Here is a 17,540-nt window from a genome sequence, read left to right as displayed (position 1 = left end):
TGACCTCCCGTGCTGAAGGCAGCGTCGATGACACGGGTAACGCGCGCAGCGAGTTGGCGATCTCTAATTTGATGCGCTTACGCAAAACGAGCTCACCATTTCTTCATCTTTTTCGCTCAGCGCGCTGCGCGAAAAGTCCGTGCGGCCCTTCCAGGCGCAGCGACGCACCAAAACCCCAGAGCCGACATCCTGCTCAACCGTCGCACTTGCGAAAGCTATGCCATGCAGATTGAGTTCGCCGCTTGATTTCATGGACCGGTAGAACCCTTCCAATAGCACGAGTTCAGGCGATGGACCGGTGAACAGGCCGTCTGTCACTGACACGGCCTTAATCTTACCGTCCAGAAACTGGCCAGTGACGGTGAGTGTCTGACCGGCGGTGAAATCGAAAAGGTCCGCACTTTGTACCGGAACGTGACCGACACGGCCGTTCCCATCGTAGATGCCGGAGACCTGTGCCGTTTCTTCCGAATACTCGGTGATGCGCGAAGCGACGATCCCGGTTTCTGTCCAGAACCCATCTATCTGCACTGATCCAGAACTTGGCAAACTGCCAACAATCGGCACCCCCATGACTTCGCCCGGCGCTGTTACCGGACCAGATAAAAGCGGCATATATCGCAAGGTATGGATCTGCCAATCCGCACCATTCCGGCCAGTGGCCAAGACCAGTGTCATTCCAAGACGCAGGTCATCCCTTGATCCCACGCCGACAAGTTCAAAATCAGGCGCAAAACCAAATTCCATACCACTGACCTCGAACCGGTCGAGCGCGGTGATTTGGCCGATAACACCAGTTCCAATAATCCCGCCCTCCTTTTCCTCGGCCAGCGGAAACAAGGGCCAGGCCAGTAAAAGACATGCGATTGGTAATAAAATCCGCATCATTCCTGCTGAGCCTTCTTGTTCACATAAGTACCGGCGACAAATAGGGTTGTGCCCTCTTCTTCGGCCTGGAGAGCGATCGCTTTTGTGTTCAAGGCCTGCAGCATGTCCATCGCCATATTGGCTGCGTCTTTCGCCAGTTCCTCAGCCGCTGCCTGCGAAAGATGAGAGTAACGCAATGCTTGATCCCAAAGCTCGACATCGCCAACCAGGTTGCCGACCGTTGTATCGAGGTGCGGCACAAGCGTTGCGATGGCTGCGCGAATCTTCTCATCGCGGTCGTGAGGAACCATGGATGCCGTGACAAACCGGATCAGACCGTCTTCTTCCACGACATTTCCGGAAGCGAGCAAGACCGAAAGAACAGTTGCTGGGGCGGCGTCCACCTTTGCCAAACTGACCAACGCATCGAACCCAACCTCGCCTTGTCGAGCGAGTGCACGGGGCGTTCCCGCCTCCAAGTAGTCGGGCTCATTTTGCCATAAGGTAAGCACCCGGGCAGCAGCTGACGTTTTGCTATAGGGCTGACTTCCCCCGTCGAGCCTTTTGATGTCTTTTCGATGAACGCCGGTCATCAAACTGACCTGACTGGCAGAGGCTTCCGGCGCGTTCTTGTAGGCTTCGTTCACCAACGCGATCTTGAGCATCTCCACAGCGCCCGCAAGGCCGATACTGCTGTCGATCATCAGCCTGGCTACGGGTTGCAGCAGAGCAAACAGCAATTGCTCTGAAGGTGATTTTTCCTGCTCATCCATCAGGTTAAAAGTCTATACGGCAGACACAAGCTTTTGTGAACTCACATTTATTTACAATGGGAATTTTTCCCAGTATTTATTTTGATGTGTCTGAGATGATACGAGAACTAATGCTTGAAACCTTGGCTGAAGAGAGGGGGCTTGGCCGATCAATCCCCCCTTCTGCCTCAAACTGAGGATTGAAATATGAAAAAGACAATCGCCGCAATCGCTCTTGCCGGTTGCTCTGCAATGGCCATGCCGGCACTGGCTGGCAACACACTTGGGACAGCTTTCGGTGGCTATGATCCAGTAACCTATTTCCAGGATGCACCAACTCCTGGCGAAGCAAAGTTCTTCACCTTTTGGGACGGCGCGCTTTGGACCTTTAGCACGGAAGAAAACCGGGACGCCTTCAAGTCTGAGCCGGAGGCGTATGCTCCGCAATTTGACGCCTATTGTGCATGGGCAGCGTCCCAAGGCTACAAGCGTCCGGGTAACCCGCGCGTCACGGAAATGGTGGACGGCAAGCTCTATACATTTGTCCATGAAGGCGCACGGGACAAGTGGCGTGCAGACATCACCAAGCACATCGCGGATGGCGAATCCAACTGGACACAGATCGAACCTTTCTAGGTAGAAAGCAAGATCAGGCGGCGGCTGTTTGGGCCGCTGCTTCACCATGAGCATAAAGCCGTTCACTCTTCTCAATGTCGGAAAGGTGGCTGGCAAAACCTCTGACAGGGACTAGTGCTCATGAAATTGGGACGGGCCGGCCAGTCCAAGACTTGCTAACGTTCAATACCTGCTAATGGAGGAATGTCATGCACCGATCATCATCCGTAGCCGCGGTTCTTGCGGCGGTTTTTCTTTTTCCTTCCGCTTCAAATGCCCAAACCGGAGAGCGGATCCAGGTGACTGGAGAGGCCATTGATACATGGTGCTACTTCTCTGGTGTCATGGGCGGACCAGAGGCTGTCGTGGGATCGGCGCATCATACCTGCGCGCTGTGGTGCTCCGCCGGGGGCATCCCGGTGGGTCTGCTGACCGAAGACGGAACGGTCTACATGGTGCTCAAATACCCCGGTGCGGCGGGGGTCGCCTCTGATGAAACGGTGCTCAAGGTTGCGTCTCATACACTGACCGCCGACGGCATGTTCTATGAGCGTGATGGCATCAACTACATCGTGGTCGAAGAGGTCGTCGCCGATCTTGATATCACGAATGCCAATCATGGCGATTGGGGCGTAGTCCCTGGTTTCGCCATTCCAGAGCCGAAGGAGTGAACCGATGAAACGTTTGACGGCTGTGATCATGTCAGTCCTTGCGGCCCCGTTGGCCGCACAGGACTTTTCCGAACGATCCACCGCACGTGCCTGGAACCTTTACGGTGAGGCACCGGCCTTTTTCGAGGCGCGTGTCACCGATCCGCTCTGCGAGTTGACTGGGGAATGCGCCGAAAACTGTGGAGGTGGCGCGCTGCAACTGACACTGGTGCGCACAGTCGATAACGTGATGGTGTTCCCCCTGAAGAACAGTCAACCTGTCTTCACCGGTGCCGTGCAAGAGCTGCTGCCCTTCTGCGGCCAAACTGTCGAGGTGGATGGTCTGATGATTACAGATCCCGAACTCGGGGCGCAAAACGTGTACCTTGTGCAGAAGATCCGGCTCTCGGGCACGGAGGAGTGGACCAAAGCCGACACATGGACCAAGAAATGGGCCGCCGCCAACCCGGAAGCCAAGGGCAAAGGACCTTGGTTCCGCCGCGATCCCGACATCAAGGCCGAGATCGCAGAGGAAGGCTATCTTGGGCTTGGGGCAGAAGCTGACGAAGCTTTCATCGCCGACTGGTTCTGACCTTCTGCCTCGATTCACGGGAGGCATGCCAGCAACGAGAGGATAACATGCGAATACTGACAGCCCTGCTGATCGCGGTCAGCACGTCCGTGGCAGCGCACGATGGTGTGGTCCACAAGAATCCCGCCGAGGCGAAGGCCCATCTGGAAGAAACCCGCAAAATCCAGCCTGTGGCACGCCCGCCGGTTACGGCCTCACCACTGCCCTTTGATGTTGGCGGTCCGTTCGAACTGGTCACAAGCGCGGGCACTCCGCGCACCGAGGTTGACCCCGATGGCAAGCATCAGCTGTTGTTCTTCGGCTACGCAAATTGTCCCTCGATTTGCGCAGTTGCCCTTCCTATCATGGGGCAAGCTGTCGATGCTTTGGCGGCGGAAGACATCGATTTGCGCCCGGTGATGATCACCATCGATCCAGAGCGCGATACCCAAGAGTCTATCGATGCCCCCTTGCAGTCGATCCATCCTGCGTTTTCCGGCTTGACGGGCGATTTGGCAGATCTTGCATCTGCGTGGGCCGCCTTCGGGATTGAACGGGAGGTTGCTTTTGTCGATCCGGAACTAGGACCAATCTATGCGCATGGTAGCCATATTTTTCTGCTTTCGCCTCGTGGAGAGGTACTTACAATTGTACCGCCTATCCTCGATGTGGAACGGGTGGCCGAGATTGTGCGTGCCTACGTCTTGGCTGCACCATTGACACAATAACTTTTCAGCGCCCGCCAGACGCATCTTGGTACGCCAGCGACGGAAGCCACGTTGCCAGTGGCGGCCAGAAGAAGATCAATGCCAATCCTGTCAATTGCAACCGCACGACGGGTTGGCGATCAGTTTTGGCGTGTTCGAGAATGCGCTTGTATTGCTCAATTGAATCGTCTTTCGGGATGCCGGTCAGCATGACAGGTCTCCTCGGGGCGCATCGGTCGCCGGGTTCCGCCCGGCTTTCGGCACAGGCCATCACGTGGCCTGCGCGGTGCTCTGCGCGTCGTCTGCAACGAATATCCTAAGCGTCCACATTCATCCCGATTGCAGCGCGGCCTTCTTCGGTCTTGAGGGAGAAGTCGGTTCCAAGCCACGGGTCAGCATCTGGTGTGGTCAGGTATTCGATGGCTTTGGCGACCCAATCGGCAGAGATGTGACGCTCCCAAGGGATCTGGCTGACGGGGTTGATGCGTGAGGCGGCGATCTCGCGCTGCATCTGGGTGGCGACGGTGCCTGGCGAGAGGCCGACGACGCGCACGCCTTGGGCGCCGTATTCTTTATGCGCGACGCCGGTCAGGCGGAGGACACCGGCCTTGGTGGCGCAGTAGTGTGACCAGCCTTCCAGGAACGAGTTCGCGGCGCCCGAGCTGATGTTTACGATGGTCCCACCGCCTGTGTTGATCATGGCAGGAATGGCATAGCGCAGCCCGTGATAGACGCCCTTGAGGTTCACGTCGACCATGTTGCCCCAGGCCTCGGGGTCGCTGTCGGCGATGCGGGCGATGGGGTTCATTTGACCGGCATTGTTCACATAGAGATCCAGGCTGCCATGCGCGTCGACTGTCTGGTCGATGGTTGCGGCGACGGCATTGTGGTCCGCCACATCCAGTGTGCGGGCAATCGCCTTCCCGCCGTCAGACAGAATCTCGCCTGCGATACGGTCGATATCGGATGTGCTGCGCGCGGTAAGCACGACAGTCCAGCCGGCCGTGGCGAGGTGGCGCGCAGCGGCTTCGCCGATGCCGCGGCTGGCACCGGTGATGAGGGCGGTTCTAGAGATGGATTTCATGACGTTATCCTTTCGTTGAGCGGGTTGGTTCCTTTGGCACGCGTGGCGACAAGATTGACACGGACGTGCGCCTCTTGCGCGACGGCATTCTGTCCGTTGTCGGTTTGGAATAGGGCGCATTCGAAGGTTGTCGCGGCTGCAACCGTTGCGGTGTCGCCCTTGATGACGATGGTTCCAGACAGGGCGACCGGGTGAATCACCCCCCGAAAGGTCGGCGTGCCAGGCAGCGTGAATGCGCCGCCAGATGCCATCACGCCCAGCATCTCCAGATCACCGGTCAGAATGCCCGTGGTCGGGGTCAGCATCTGTACCTCGGTCGAGGGGAAGGTGATTTCCGGGAACGCCTCGACATTCAGATAGTCGGCCTGCCGGATGTGGTTGTCACGGCCAAGATGGTTCGAGTCGACCGAGGCCGCCTGGATCGTATAGCTGATCTGCGAGTTGGACGGGTCGGCTTCGTCGATCATGAAGGTGCCGTCAAAGTCATTGAACCGGCCGACCGTGTTGGCAACGTTAAAGTGGTCGATCTCCCATCCGATATGGGCATGGCCCAGGTCGAGGGTCCATTCGACCTGTTCGGCAGTGGCTGCTGTGGCGAGCGCCGTGGACGCGGCCAGCGCAAAAGCCAGAGTGCGGAACATTGCGATTCCTTTCCCAGGTTTGCGAGGGTGAGTGGCCCGGTGGGCCGGGTGGGTGCAATCCAGAGAACTGGCCGGATTTCTGGGTACGGGATGGGCGACCGCGCTGTTCGGTGGCGGGCCGCATGTGATCGGCTGGAGAGCGGCGGATGTCATGATCTATCTCCAGTGCGGTGGATAGGTCTCAGCCACGCCCGGCAGCGCCGCAATGCGGGCCATCCAGGCGGCAAGGGCGGGCCGGTCCTCGGTCAAGCGCGCGATGGGCAAAGGCGCCGCGCCCGATTTCACCACGCCGCGCGCGATCCAGTGCAGCGCGGGATAGAGCCAGATATCATTGGCCATCGGTGTCCCGCCGCCCAGAAAATGCTGCGTTTCAAGGGTTTTGGACAGGGCATCCACCCCGACCAAAAGCGCATCCCGCTCCGCATCGGGCAGTGGCATCCCACGCAAAAGGGACTGTGCTGTGACTGTCACCGCAGGGCGCAGATCACCCTCCATCAGCATCACGTCCTGCCAGATCTGCGCAGCTTGGCCTGCATCGGCCCCCCAGATCGGACGGTGCAAATAAGCCCGATCAAGCCAAGCCAGAACGGCAAGACTCTCTCGGATCACCACATCACCATCGACAAGGGTGGGCACCTGCCCCTTGGGGTTCAGTGCCAGATACGCAGGCTGCTTGTTCTCACCGGCACCATGGTCAAGGCGCTTGGACGTAAACGGAATGCCCTTGAGCGTTAGGGCTAGCATCACCCGCCAGGAGGGCGGGCTGCCAGAGATCCAATAGAGCACCGGTGGCGTCATCAGACCGCCCTCACGCCGCCAGCGCGGCCCTGGTCGCCGCAAACGCCTTTTCCCGCTCGGCAGCGATGGTGGCGGCGTCCGCGGTGGTGGCCTCGATGCTCAGCGCGGTGACGGAAGTCAGGCCGATGAAATTCAGGATCATCGTCAGATAGGGCTTCATCTGATCGTAGCTCTGCAAAGGGCCACCATCGCCATACCCGCCCGCGCCGTAAGACAGCGCAAGATAGACCGGGCGGTCTTCGACCAGGCCTTGGAACTGGCCATCCTCATAGGCGAAGGTGTGCCCGATCCGCAGCACATGGTCGATCCAGGCCTTGAGCGCGGAGGGGATGGAAAAGTTGTAGATCGGCGCCGAGATGACAATCGCGTCGGCGGCTTTGACCTCTGCGATGACCCGATGGGACAGGACCAATGCGTCACGCAAGTCGTCCGTGAGCGCATCAACCGGGGTGTAAAACCCTTTGATGGTCGCCTCCGCGATATGCGGGATGGGATCCACTGCCAGGTCACGGTGCACGACATCCGCGCCCGGGTATTTTGCCTCAAGCTCTGACACGATGCGATCGGCGAGCGCGCGGCTGTAGGAGCCTTCTCCGCCTGCCAGATCAATTGCGGGCCGTGAGGAGGCGTCGATGCGCAGGATACGGGTCATTGGGATCTTTCCTTCAACTGAGATGTGTTGAGAGGAAGATGATAAATGCGTGTTGACAGATAAATGCCCCATATGGAACTTCTGTCGTGCTAAATTCGCATGAATTGGTGCTCGCTGGAGATTGTGATGGATGTAGACAGCCTCTCTACCTTCTCAGGTGTGGCACGCAGTGGTTCGTTCGCCAGCCACGCGCGTGAGAAAGGCACGGACCCCTCTTCCGTGTCGCGCCAGATCGCAGCACTTGAGGAAGAACTGGGCGTGCGTCTGTTCGAACGCACGACCCGCCGCCTGTCCCTAACCGAGGCCGGGCGCGTCTATCTTGATCGTATTGCGCCGCTCTTGGAGGAGTTATCTGTGGCTCGGGATGCTGCGCATGACAGCGTGCACGATCCGTCGGGTGTCTTGTCCGTGACAACCTCGGTTGCCTTTGGCGAGAGGTGGCTGATGCCGCGGGTTGCCTCCTTCCGGGACGCGTATCCAAAGATCATTCTGGATCTCAGGCTGACCGATTCCGTGGTGGATATTGCATCGGAAGGCATCGACATGGCGTTACGCCTTGGCCCCTCAATATCCGGAGCATTTGTCGCCTCTAAGCTGTTCGAGACGCGCTATCAGGTCGTGGCCGCACCTTCCTACATTGAACAACACGGTGCGCCACAGAGCTTACAGGAATTGCAGCGCCACACTGGCCTGTTCTTCTCGCTGCCAGGTGTCCCGCCGGACTGGCGGTTCCGGAAAAACGAACGTTCAGCGGTCCGGATCGCGTCACCCAATACCGGGCTGACAATCTCGAACGCGCTTGCGCTCAGGCGGGCCGCGCTCGACGGGCTGGGCCTCGCGCTGCTCGCTGACTGGACAATTGCCGATGATGTGGATGACGGAGCGCTTGTCCCTCTCTTCACGGATTGGGAGGCCAGCATCTCCGGGTTCGATACCGCCGCTTGGGTGGTCTACCCCAGCCGAACCTATGTCCCTGCGCGACTGCGCGTCTTCATCGACCATCTAAGAAGCAGGAGAGGCACTATAAAATCAACTGACCGAGCCCGAAATTTGGGCTGATTGCGAAACTCACGCGGCTCGGGGGTGAGCGATATCACGCCACGCAACCATGGCAGCGGTGCGGAGTTCGCGACATTCTGCGGATGTCATCTTGTGGCGGGGCAGGTGAAACAGGTTTGCAAACAGTTAACCAATTGTCTGAGGTATAGGATTGACTTCTATAGCTCAGAATCTCGTCATATGTGAGTTATAGAAAGGACTTCTATCGCTCATGCCGTGGAATCTGCAGATAAATGGATGGTCGGATTTCCGGTATGATGCGTCGACAATCGCGCCATTGAAAGAGAGTTTCTTGCTCTCTTCTGGTGCAATCCTGGGTGCCATCCGTCATTTAGGCGCGTCAGAACGTGATCAACCCCGCATCGACCTGCTCAGCGACGAAGCGATAAAAACCAGTGCCATCGAAGGCGAGATGCTGGACCGGCTCAGTGTGCAATCCTCGCTGCGTCGCCATCTTGGCCTGGCACCGGACAGCTATCCGGCAAAGCCGCGAGAGCAGGGGGTCGCCGAGATGATGGTCGATGTCTATTCCACCTATGCCGAGCCGCTGGCGCACGAGACACTGTTCCGGTGGCACAAGGATGCAATACAGATCATTTCCGGCCGCCACGACCGCCCGACAGTGCATTGTGAGGCACCGCCCTCAGATCAGGTCCTAGATGGGATGGGATGCTATGTGGAGTGGTTCAATGGAACGGCGCCATATGCTGCAAACGCGCTGCCTGCAGTGACCCGTGCCGGTAACACTCATCTCTATTTCGAACGCATCCATCCTCTTGAGGACGGGAATGGTCGGCTGGGGCGCGCCCTGGCCGAAAAATCCATGGCTCAGAATATCGGCCAACCCAGCCTCATCGCGCTTGGCTTCACGATCGAGCGCGACCGCAAGGCGTGTTATGACCAATTGGAACGCCACCAGAAGACACTTGATGTCACGCCCTGGCTGGCGTGGTTTATCTGTTGGAAGGTGCGTCCAATGAACGGACACCAAGAGCTGTTTAACAAAGTCAACGTCTTGCATCACCGTTCTATTCTTTTCTTCTGAAGCCAGATTCACCGAGACTTCTTGAAAATGGCTACTCTAGAATTTGTTTGTAAGGGCTGGTGCTCTTATAACGCAGAAATGCTGCGCAATGCACAAATGCCGGCAATGCGGGCCGCGGGGGCAGCGTTGAGCGGCAGTGGTCAACGGCAGGAAAGGGCCGGTAGGCGATGGCAGCTAAGTACCGCATGGGCTTGCGGGCATGGCAGTCACGCGCTGTGCTGCTTTGAGGTGCTCCCACCGAGGAATATGTGGCCAACTGTATGCGCTCAAGCCCGAACCTTCCTCCGCTTCTGTCGCTTCGCGCTTTTTCAGCCGTTGCGAGGCTTCTGAGTTTTCGGAAGGCGGCGGACGACCATCCCCCGAGCTTTTGAGAGTACAATATGACCCTACCGACACCCGCCGTGCCGGCCGATGCCACTTTTGATAGCACCTGGCCTTTTCCCGCACGCTACACCGATGCGCCCGGATACGCCGCCCATTACATTGATGTCGGTGAGGGGCCCGAGACTCTGCTTCTGCTGCACGGCGAACCCACCTGGAGTTATCTCTTCCGGCACCAGATCGCCGCGTGGTCGCGCCATCATCGGGTTGTGGCGGTTGACCATATGGGCTTTGGCAAGAGTGCAACGCCTGGTGATCGAACCTATTGGCTGCAGGATCATGTCGATAATCTGGAGGCGATCGCTCTCGCTCTCGACCTGCGCGACGTGACCCTTGTGATGCATCACTTTGGCGGGCCGACGGGCATGGGGTTCGAAAGTCGCCACCCGGATCTGGTAAAACGGATTGTCTCCGTCAACGGGCCAACGCCGTTCGGCCAGGCCGATCTCATTGACCGGCTGGTCGCTAATGCCAGCGAGGCCCCCTGGTTTCAGTGGATCCTGAAAGCGCATGACGACGGCACGCTTGAGCCGCTTCTGGGCCAGCTTGACTACACGATCCTGTCCACGTTGAAGCTGAACGGTTTCGAGGACTCCTCGATTGTGACGGAGGCCTGGCTCAACGCCTATCGCGCGCCATTCCCGACACCGGCAGAAGCTGCCGGCGCTATCGGATGGGCCAAGGGGTTTGCCACCGAGGCACACAGGTTCGAAGAGCCGGGCGTTGCGGCACGCAAAGCGATCAGTGCGAAACCAGCGCTTGCGCTTTGGGGTGAAGAAGACCAGACGCTGCACGCGAAGCACTTTCTCCCACTGTTCAAGGCGGCTTTTCCGAATGGCAAAATTCAATGCCTGCCAGGTGCTGGCCATTACAGCCCAGAAGACGCACCTCGAGAAGTGGCAGATCACGTGCTGTCTTTCATCGGGTAAAGGAGATCTGAGGTTACAGCGCTTCGATTGACTAGCTGCAAACTTCGGACATCGGACGGCGGGAGGGATTTTCGCGAAACTAGCGAAATTCCTACGCCGATCCAAGGAAATGACTACTTCTGTCCACTATGGGCCATCGGTGAATGGTAGTATCCGTTCTCAGGCTTGCGACCATGAGCTGACTGGCTTCGCCAAAAAGGGTCGCTCAAAGTCTGCTAAATCCAATGACCCAAGGGTGTTTTGCGTCAGCAGCAAAAGTCGGCTTTCCGCCCGCTTGCGCGCTACGAATTAGCGCCCCTAAATCTATTTTGCCGCAAATGCAGTAATGGATGGCAAATAGTAAGGCAGCTAAACCAGTGGATTCCATAAAAAACTTTTGAAATACAAATAGTTATTGCGGGAAGTGGCAGCCCGTAGGGTTGTGCCAGAATTCAGCAAAATCAATGACATAGTTCGTCCAACTTACCAAAATACCCCCATTGAAATCATTGGGGAAACTTCTGGTTTGTCCAACGAAAACCCCGGTGCGCTGGCGGGCGCAACCGAGGTCTATTGCCAAATTCCCGACACGGCCTGTGTTCAGAAATTCTGCGCTCATAATAGCGCGGGGGATCGGGCATGTCCATGAGTTACCCGCCTTCTCAATTTTTGCATGCCTGCCCGGTTACGGGTGTGCCGAGAGATGCAAATTTTCAGCTACGTCAGCATATAGACGACTGGTTTCCACGCCTTCCGTGGGATGAAGTCGAGGAACGTCACCAGAACTCGGGAGATCCTTTCAGGTGGAACGCAAAGAAGGGAGAAAACACCCTTCTGATGGACGGCAGTGATTTTGGAATGATCATGGGGCCGGACTATGCCAACGATCTCGATCCCTTGGATGTTATCGCCTTTGCTCTCGATGTTGATGACGAAGGGCAGGCTTGGGACTGGGTTTTGCAACAATTTCCGCCCGAGCCTGAGAAAGCCAGGGATCGCGCCGACAGCCTCTTTGACCAGCTCTCTGACATGCCGGATGTTGAACCAAGCCTTTCGTCTCGGCACCTGGTCAAAGGCTGGATCGACGCAAGCTCTGCATCGGTTGTCTATGGTGAATCAAATGTGGGTAAAACGTTCTTTGTCACGGATCTTGCGGCGCATGTTGCTGCAGGGCTTGATTGGCATGGTGTGCCGGTAGCACCAAACCCTGCACAGGAAGCAGTGATTTATGTCGCCGCAGAGGGCGGGCACGGTATCAAGGGCCGGGTAAAGGCATTGTCGCTCGACAGGCCCGAGCTTTCCACACGTGCGTTTAAACTTCTACCGACGACCTTGGATTTTTTCAGGCCAACGGATGCGGTGGCATTGATCGACATGGCGCGTCGAAATGGCCTGGGCGTTCGTATGGTGGTCCTCGACACATTGGCCCGCACGATGGGTGAAGGTGACGAAAACACAGCTAAGGATATGGGCAAGTACATCGCCAACATTGACGCTTTGCGGCAATCGCTCGGCTGTCATGTCATGGTTGTTCACCACTCAGGCAAAGACACCACGAAAGGCGCGCGAGGTAGTGGATCGCTCCGGGCCGCAGTTGATACCGAAATCGAACTTCAGGGCGAGTGGGGCATTACGACCGCGGCGCAGCGCAAGCAGCGCGATATGCAAATGGGCGAGCCCTTCGCATTCTCGCTCCGGACTGTTGCCTTGGGCAAAGACGAGGACGGGGAAGACGTCACCTCAGCGGTGATCGAACCGGCCGAGGTGCGCAGGAACACAGCCAACATTGCAGGCGCTGCCGGCATTGCGTTGTCAGCATTGGATGCCCTCATTGAACGTGGAGAGACCGAGCCAATGAGCGGCAATCTATGCCCGTCTGACCGGTCAGGTGTGCGGCTAGAAGTATGGCGTAAAGAGTGCCGTCTTCGCCGCCTGTCACAGGGTGAGGGCGAGTCTGCTGAGCGAACTGCATTTGGCAGAGCCAAAGGCAAATTAGCTAAGGCGGGTATCATCGGAGAAGCAGGTGAATGGGTTTGGAGGAAGGTCAATGACTAAGCGTCACAACCGTCACAGTGCGTCACAAGTGACAGCATGTGCGGACGCATCCAGGCGTCACAAACGTCACACACCCCTTAAGGGGTGTGACGGTGTGACGGTGCGTAGCCATAGGGCTGGGCGTACCCACCACCAAGGGGGAGGGGGGTGGGGGGTACCCCCCTCTGTTTCCGCAGAATTGAAGAACTTTTTTTGTTTTGATGTTCGACAACTCGTCACCGCGAGAGAATTTCTGCGTAAATTGACTGCCGGACTGGTCCCCGGACTGGTCCCAATGGTCCGCCTTTTGGGAGGGGCCGGGCACGCGGGGCGGGGTTATGCGTTCGCGCTGTGCGGAGGGCTTGAACCATGAGCCAATTCGAAAAGACCGTCCGGCTTTGGAGCGAAAAAGCAATAGCCAATTTGGAGACAATTGCCATCGAAAGCACCAAGACAGTTGCCAGGATAGCGCAGGACCGAGCGCCAGAGGAGACGGGTGTGCTCAAAGACAGCCTGCATGTCTACGTCAATGGTGGCCTCGTTGGGCAAGGCAGAGCTGCCTATCAGACCGCGGTTAACAACCTGACGCTCGGTGATACCGTGATGGTAACATGGGAAGCTGATCACGCGCGGATTGTCGAATATGGTGGCAACAATCGGAAGGGCCATTTCTTCGTGCGCGGTGCCGCTGTCCAATGGGATGCAGTGGTTGCCGAGGCAATCAGGAGGGCTGCGGAATGAAGGCGTCCACCAAGGCAATCCGGTTCCTCGAAACGTTGAAAATACCCGAAGGTCCGAAGGCTGGAGAACCACTAAAGCTAGCGCCGTTTCAAAAGCAATTCGTGAAAGGCGCATTGGTTGATGGTGTCAACGTGGCCGTGTTGTCTATCGGGCGCGGCAACGCAAAGACCGCGCTGTCTGCGGGCATCGCCCTGGGCGCCTGTATGGGCAAATGGGACGACCAACCACGGCGTGAAATCATCATCGCGGCCCGGACGCGCGACCAAGGGCGGATCGCGTTTGATTTCGTCGTGGGTTTCATCCGCTCGCTGTCCGAGGAAGTGCAACAACAGTTCACGATCCGGCGCAGCCCGCGCCTTGAAATCGAGTATGACGGCGATGCCGGCGGGCATTTCATTCGCGTGATTGCCGCCGATGGCAAGACGGCTCTGGGGTCGGCACCGACGCTGGTGCTGATGGATGAGCGCGGTCACTGGCAGGCCGATCAGGGCGACGCGTTGGAGCATGCGTTGCTGTCCGGTCTGGGTAAGCGCGGCGGGCGGGCTCTGATCATCTCGACCAGTGCGCCCGATGATGGGCACCCGTTTTCGGTCTGGTTGGATGAAGAAACGCCCGGTGTCTACCGGCAGGAACATCGGCCCGCGCCAGGCCTACCGGCAGACGATCTCGACAGTCTCAAGGAAGCTAACCCCGGCGCGATTGCCGGTATCGGTTCATCGCTGGAATGGCTGCAGGGTCAGGCACGACGGGCGATTGCACGCGGCGGCTCCACCCTGACCAGCTTCCGGCTCTACAACCGCAATGAACGCGTTTCAGGCGAAACACGCGATGTCTTGATCACTGTGGATGAATGGCTGGCCTGCGAGACCGGGGAGTTACCGGACAGGGGCGGTCAGGTGGTTGTCGGCATTGACCTAGGGGGTTCTGCCAGCATGACCGCAGCGGCGTTCTACTGGCCGGAAACCGGGCGCCTGGAAGCATTGGGCACCTTTCCCGGCAAACCTGGACTAGCGGACAGGGGTGCAAATGATGGCGTGGGTTCTCGCTACATCGAAATGCACGAACGTAGTGAACTTTCCACATTGGGAGATCAGACAGTTCCGATCGCACCTTGGCTGATCGAAGTAATGCGGCAAGTTGAAGGTGAAGACGTCGCAGCTCTGGTTACCGATCGCTACAAACAATCGGAGCTTGGGGAAGCCATAGACAAGGCCGGTATCCGAGCCCCTGTAATCTGGCGCGGCTTTGGGTTCAAAAATGGCGGCGAGGATTGCGAACGCTTCCGGCGCGCGGCCTATGACGGGAAGGTCCAGACTGCACCAAGCCTCCTGTTGCGCTCTGCTTTTGCGGATGCGGTCTGCCTTCGTGATCCAGCCAATAACCTGAAACTGGCCAAGGCCCGATCTACAGGCCGGATTGACGCAGCGGCGGCAACCGTTCTGGCCGTTGCTCAGGGTGCACGCATGATGGGCCGTCCAGCGCATCACGGAGGGCGCATCGCATGGGGATGAACCGAAAACGCTCAGACTATGTGGCACACTCAAAGAAAGTGACACGCGGGCCACGTTGGAAGGCGCTGCGCCTGCAGGCATTGGACCGCGACGATTGGCAATGCGTTCAATGCGGCGAACGGCGACGGCTGGAATGTGACCACATCGTTCCGGTGCGCGACAGGCCCGATCTATCGTTCACCCTTTCGAATTTGCAGATTCTCTGCGGCTCTTGCCATGCCCGGAAAACGAGATTGGAGGTCGGCCACAAACCGTTGCCTCCTAACCGCCAAAAATGGCGCGACCTGCTGCGCGATATGCAGCGTAACCTTATCGAGCAGAAAGGATAAACAATGCTTGATTCAGTGAAAATCAGCCGTCGCCAGTCGGAAATCCGTCAGGAACTGGCAGAACTGGTCGGGAAGGAAAGCCCGACTGAAGACGAAACACGATCGATGGAATCGCTCGATACTGAGTATCGCAACAATGAAACACGGTACCGCGCAGCATTGATCGCTGAAGACGAAGAGCGTCGAGAAGCGGGTGAGGAGCTTGAAACCCGTTCCGAAAAGGAATGGGCCGAAGTCATGGCCGGCTTTGAGATGCGCCAAGTCGTTCTGGCTCTTGATGAGGGCGCCAAGCTATCCGGGCAAACAGAAGAAGTGGTCACGGAGTTACGTGGCGCTGGCGGCTATCGTGGATTGCCCGTGCCGTGGGAAGCCCTGGAAATTCGCGCCGGTGAAACGGTCGCCGCTGGCACTCCTGATCCGATCCGCACTGCACCGATCATTGAACGCCTTTTTGCCGGTTCTGTTGCAGCGCAGATGGGTGGATCTATGGTCAATGTCGGAGTTGGCGCCATGGAGTACCCGGTGGCGACAAGCGCGGTATCTGCTGGCTGGGCCGCATCGGAGACCGGCAACGTGCCCGGAACTTCGGCATACACCACTGTTGATCGGCCGCTGAAGCCTGACCACAACCTCGGCGTCCAGATGAAAATTACCAGGAAGGCGCTGAAACAGTCCGGCACTGCACTCGAGCAAGCTGTACGTCGTGACATGAACGGTGCGATCGAAGAAGCCTTGGACAAGGCAGTATTCCAAGGATCCGGATCTGCCGGCGAACCGACTGGGCTCTTCGCTGGCGCCGCAACCTGGGGGATCGTGGAAGTCGATGTTGATGCTGCGGCCAACTGGGCGGTGTTCCGCAGCCAGACCGTGCAGTTCATGATCCAGAACGCCGCGGCTGGCCCGTCGGCGGTTCGGCTTCTGATGCGTCCTGAAATCTGGGACGGCATGGATGGCGACCTGGTATCCGGCACGGCAGTTTCGGAATGGGATCGCATGAGCGAGAAGATTGGATCGGTTGTTATGTCCAGCAACGCTCTGGAAGCTCCGAGCGGTGATCCGGCCGTGAGCAAGTGCGTTCTAACAACAAATGCCGGCGGTGTGGCGCCGTTTTACGTCGGCACCTGGGGCGCAATTGATCTGATCCGGGATCCTTACAGTGACGCACAATCGGGCGGACTCCGCCTCACGGCACTCACGACGATGGACGTGACAATCAGCCGTGCTGTTCAGACGCGTATTTTGAACGGGGTGCAGTGATGCTGACAGGCTTTGCAGAAGGTGGCCTCGAGCTTCGCAGGCGATCGTCAGGCGCAATGGCCTTGCAAGGCCGGTTTCCCTACGGCAAACGGGCGGTCCTCAGCGATGGGGGCCGCACTGGACGACCGCGAAAAGAGGTGATCGCACCGAATGCGTTTGCCTATCGTGTCAATGATCCGAACGAAGATATCCATTTTCTGATTGGACACAGCTACGACAGGCCGTTGGCATCCCGAAGCGCGGGTACGTTGATGCTTACGGACACGCGAGAAGCACTCCTCTTTGAAGCACTGATTACCGAGGAAATGCAGGAAGTTACCTATGTCGCGGATTTCCTACGATCATTCTTTGCTGGTTTGATCGTTGGCCTTTCCCCGGGGTTCCGAATCCCACCGAAGCGCGCCGTCGAAGATGCTGAGACTGTGGAGGACGAGGGCAACGATCCTGAGAATGGGGCTTTCAATGCGATCATCCGTACGGTGCACCAAGCCTTGCTATATGAGGTCAGCGCTGTAACGCGCCCCGCATATGATGAGGCTCAAATTGAGGCCCGTTCCTGGGCTCTGCCTGCACCCACGCGCACAAAACCGACAATCCAAAGATGGAGGGCCTGAAAATGGCGATTGCAAAATTATGGCACTACAAAGCGATAACTGGTGAAGAAGCTCTGGCGAAAACGAATGGCCTCCAACTTGAGCCTTATGTGTCGCGCCAGCAAGTCACGACGTCGAGTTCTGCGGTTGTTTCGACGCCTTCACCAGCAGGCACGCACCTGCTGCGCATCGAAACAACGGTAGAAACGCGCTACCGCATCAATCTACCTGGTCAGTCTGGCGATGCAGACGCCAACGATCCAATGACGCATGTATCTCTAGATAGTAGTTGGAATTGGATTCCGATGCCGCCGGGCTCGACCATTTCTTTGATCGAGGCTTGAT

The 17,540-nt window shown here is 57.9% G+C and carries 20 protein-coding genes and 1 pseudogene; 14 read left to right on the top strand and 7 right to left on the bottom strand.

Features of this window, described 5'->3' with window-relative positions:
• Nucleotides 1–63 precede the first annotated feature (63 nt).
• Nucleotides 64–888, bottom strand: a complete 825-nt coding sequence (locus tag AAFO92_RS13910; protein WP_347536115.1) for a hypothetical protein — start codon at nucleotides 886–888, stop codon at nucleotides 64–66.
• Nucleotides 885–1,640, bottom strand: coding sequence for a hypothetical protein (locus tag AAFO92_RS13905; protein WP_347536113.1), 756 nt, complete (start codon nucleotides 1,638–1,640; stop codon nucleotides 885–887). Before AAFO92_RS13905 ends, AAFO92_RS13910 begins: the two co-directional genes overlap by 4 nt.
• 186 nt (nucleotides 1,641–1,826) lie before the next feature.
• On the opposite strand from AAFO92_RS13905, the gene AAFO92_RS13900 reads away from it, so the two are divergent.
• The 4 genes from AAFO92_RS13900 (at nucleotide 1,827) to AAFO92_RS13885 (ending at nucleotide 4,183) form a co-directional block, all read left to right on the top strand.
• Nucleotides 1,827–2,255: a YHS domain-containing (seleno)protein gene (locus tag AAFO92_RS13900; RefSeq protein ID WP_347536112.1), complete on the top strand. Its 429-nt coding sequence runs from the start codon at nucleotides 1,827–1,829 to the stop codon at nucleotides 2,253–2,255.
• Nucleotides 2,256–2,533: 278 nt separating this feature from the next.
• Nucleotides 2,534–2,905 (top strand): hypothetical protein, encoded by a 372-nt coding sequence (locus AAFO92_RS13895; RefSeq protein WP_347536110.1) that lies wholly within the window; start codon nucleotides 2,534–2,536, stop codon nucleotides 2,903–2,905.
• A 4-nt stretch (nucleotides 2,906–2,909) separates the two neighbouring features.
• On the top strand, nucleotides 2,910–3,476 hold the full coding sequence (locus AAFO92_RS13890) for a hypothetical protein (RefSeq protein ID WP_347536108.1): 567 nt from the start codon (nucleotides 2,910–2,912) through the stop codon (nucleotides 3,474–3,476).
• A 47-nt stretch (nucleotides 3,477–3,523) separates the two neighbouring features.
• Nucleotides 3,524–4,183, top strand: a complete 660-nt coding sequence (locus AAFO92_RS13885; RefSeq protein WP_347536106.1) for an SCO family protein — start codon at nucleotides 3,524–3,526, stop codon at nucleotides 4,181–4,183.
• A 4-nt stretch (nucleotides 4,184–4,187) separates the two neighbouring features.
• Here AAFO92_RS13885 and AAFO92_RS13880 read toward each other — a convergent pair whose 3' ends face one another.
• The 5 genes from AAFO92_RS13880 to AAFO92_RS13860 form a co-directional block, all read right to left on the bottom strand.
• Entirely contained in the window at nucleotides 4,188–4,373 is a 186-nt protein-coding gene (locus AAFO92_RS13880) for a hypothetical protein (protein ID WP_347536104.1), read from the bottom strand.
• Between the two features lie 105 nt (nucleotides 4,374–4,478).
• The gene (locus AAFO92_RS13875) at nucleotides 4,479–5,246 is read right to left on the bottom strand and encodes an SDR family oxidoreductase (RefSeq protein WP_347536102.1); all 768 of its coding nucleotides are present in this window, start codon (nucleotides 5,244–5,246) and stop codon (nucleotides 4,479–4,481) included.
• On the bottom strand, nucleotides 5,243–5,887 hold the full coding sequence (locus tag AAFO92_RS13870; RefSeq protein WP_347536101.1) for a YceI family protein: 645 nt from the start codon (nucleotides 5,885–5,887) through the stop codon (nucleotides 5,243–5,245). Before AAFO92_RS13870 ends, AAFO92_RS13875 begins: the two co-directional genes overlap by 4 nt.
• 156 nt (nucleotides 5,888–6,043) lie before the next feature.
• Nucleotides 6,044–6,685 (bottom strand): glutathione S-transferase family protein, encoded by a 642-nt coding sequence (locus tag AAFO92_RS13865; RefSeq protein ID WP_347536099.1) that lies wholly within the window; start codon nucleotides 6,683–6,685, stop codon nucleotides 6,044–6,046.
• Nucleotides 6,686–6,695: 10 nt separating this feature from the next.
• Nucleotides 6,696–7,337, bottom strand: coding sequence for an NAD(P)H-dependent oxidoreductase (locus AAFO92_RS13860; RefSeq protein ID WP_347536097.1), 642 nt, complete (start codon nucleotides 7,335–7,337; stop codon nucleotides 6,696–6,698).
• Nucleotides 7,338–7,463: 126 nt separating this feature from the next.
• Between AAFO92_RS13860 and AAFO92_RS13855 the strand changes: the two genes are divergently transcribed.
• The 10 genes and pseudogenes from AAFO92_RS13855 to AAFO92_RS13810 all read left to right on the top strand — a co-directional run bounded on the left by AAFO92_RS13855 (nucleotide 7,464) and on the right by AAFO92_RS13810 (nucleotide 17,539).
• Nucleotides 7,464–8,396, top strand: a complete 933-nt coding sequence (locus AAFO92_RS13855; RefSeq protein WP_347536095.1) for a LysR family transcriptional regulator — start codon at nucleotides 7,464–7,466, stop codon at nucleotides 8,394–8,396.
• A gap of 211 nt (nucleotides 8,397–8,607) precedes the next feature.
• A pseudogene (locus tag AAFO92_RS13850) lies at nucleotides 8,608–9,351 on the top strand (DUF4172 domain-containing protein); the annotation flags it as partial.
• Nucleotides 9,352–9,821: 470 nt separating this feature from the next.
• On the top strand, nucleotides 9,822–10,751 hold the full coding sequence (locus AAFO92_RS13845) for an alpha/beta fold hydrolase (protein WP_347536093.1): 930 nt from the start codon (nucleotides 9,822–9,824) through the stop codon (nucleotides 10,749–10,751).
• A gap of 618 nt (nucleotides 10,752–11,369) precedes the next feature.
• Nucleotides 11,370–12,785: a helicase RepA family protein gene (locus tag AAFO92_RS13840; protein WP_347536091.1), complete on the top strand. Its 1,416-nt coding sequence runs from the start codon at nucleotides 11,370–11,372 to the stop codon at nucleotides 12,783–12,785.
• A gap of 348 nt (nucleotides 12,786–13,133) precedes the next feature.
• Complete coding sequence (locus AAFO92_RS13835; protein WP_347536089.1) at nucleotides 13,134–13,505, top strand: HK97 gp10 family phage protein; 372 nt, start codon at nucleotides 13,134–13,136, stop codon at nucleotides 13,503–13,505.
• A complete protein-coding gene (locus tag AAFO92_RS13830; protein ID WP_347536087.1) occupies nucleotides 13,502–15,016 on the top strand; it encodes a terminase TerL endonuclease subunit in 1,515 nt (504 codons plus the stop codon). Before AAFO92_RS13835 ends, AAFO92_RS13830 begins: the two co-directional genes overlap by 4 nt.
• Nucleotides 15,007–15,345, top strand: a complete 339-nt coding sequence (locus AAFO92_RS13825) for an HNH endonuclease signature motif containing protein (protein WP_347536085.1) — start codon at nucleotides 15,007–15,009, stop codon at nucleotides 15,343–15,345. Before AAFO92_RS13830 ends, AAFO92_RS13825 begins: the two co-directional genes overlap by 10 nt.
• Nucleotides 15,346–15,348: 3 nt before the next feature.
• Nucleotides 15,349–16,602 carry a phage major capsid protein gene (locus tag AAFO92_RS13820; protein WP_347536083.1) on the top strand — a complete coding sequence of 418 codons (1,254 nt, stop codon included), beginning with the start codon at nucleotides 15,349–15,351 and terminating at the stop codon, nucleotides 16,600–16,602.
• Nucleotides 16,602–17,216 (top strand): HK97 family phage prohead protease, encoded by a 615-nt coding sequence (locus tag AAFO92_RS13815; RefSeq protein WP_347536081.1) that lies wholly within the window; start codon nucleotides 16,602–16,604, stop codon nucleotides 17,214–17,216. Before AAFO92_RS13820 ends, AAFO92_RS13815 begins: the two co-directional genes overlap by 1 nt.
• A 2-nt stretch (nucleotides 17,217–17,218) precedes the next feature.
• Nucleotides 17,219–17,539 (top strand): hypothetical protein, encoded by a 321-nt coding sequence (locus AAFO92_RS13810; RefSeq protein ID WP_347536079.1) that lies wholly within the window; start codon nucleotides 17,219–17,221, stop codon nucleotides 17,537–17,539.
• Nucleotide 17,540: the final 1 nt, after the last annotated feature.

This window comes from Roseovarius sp. CAU 1744, assembly GCF_039839345.1.
In the GTDB taxonomy this organism is placed as follows: domain Bacteria; phylum Pseudomonadota; class Alphaproteobacteria; order Rhodobacterales; family Rhodobacteraceae; genus Roseovarius.
This window is presented reverse-complemented; position numbering and strand designations above follow the sequence as displayed.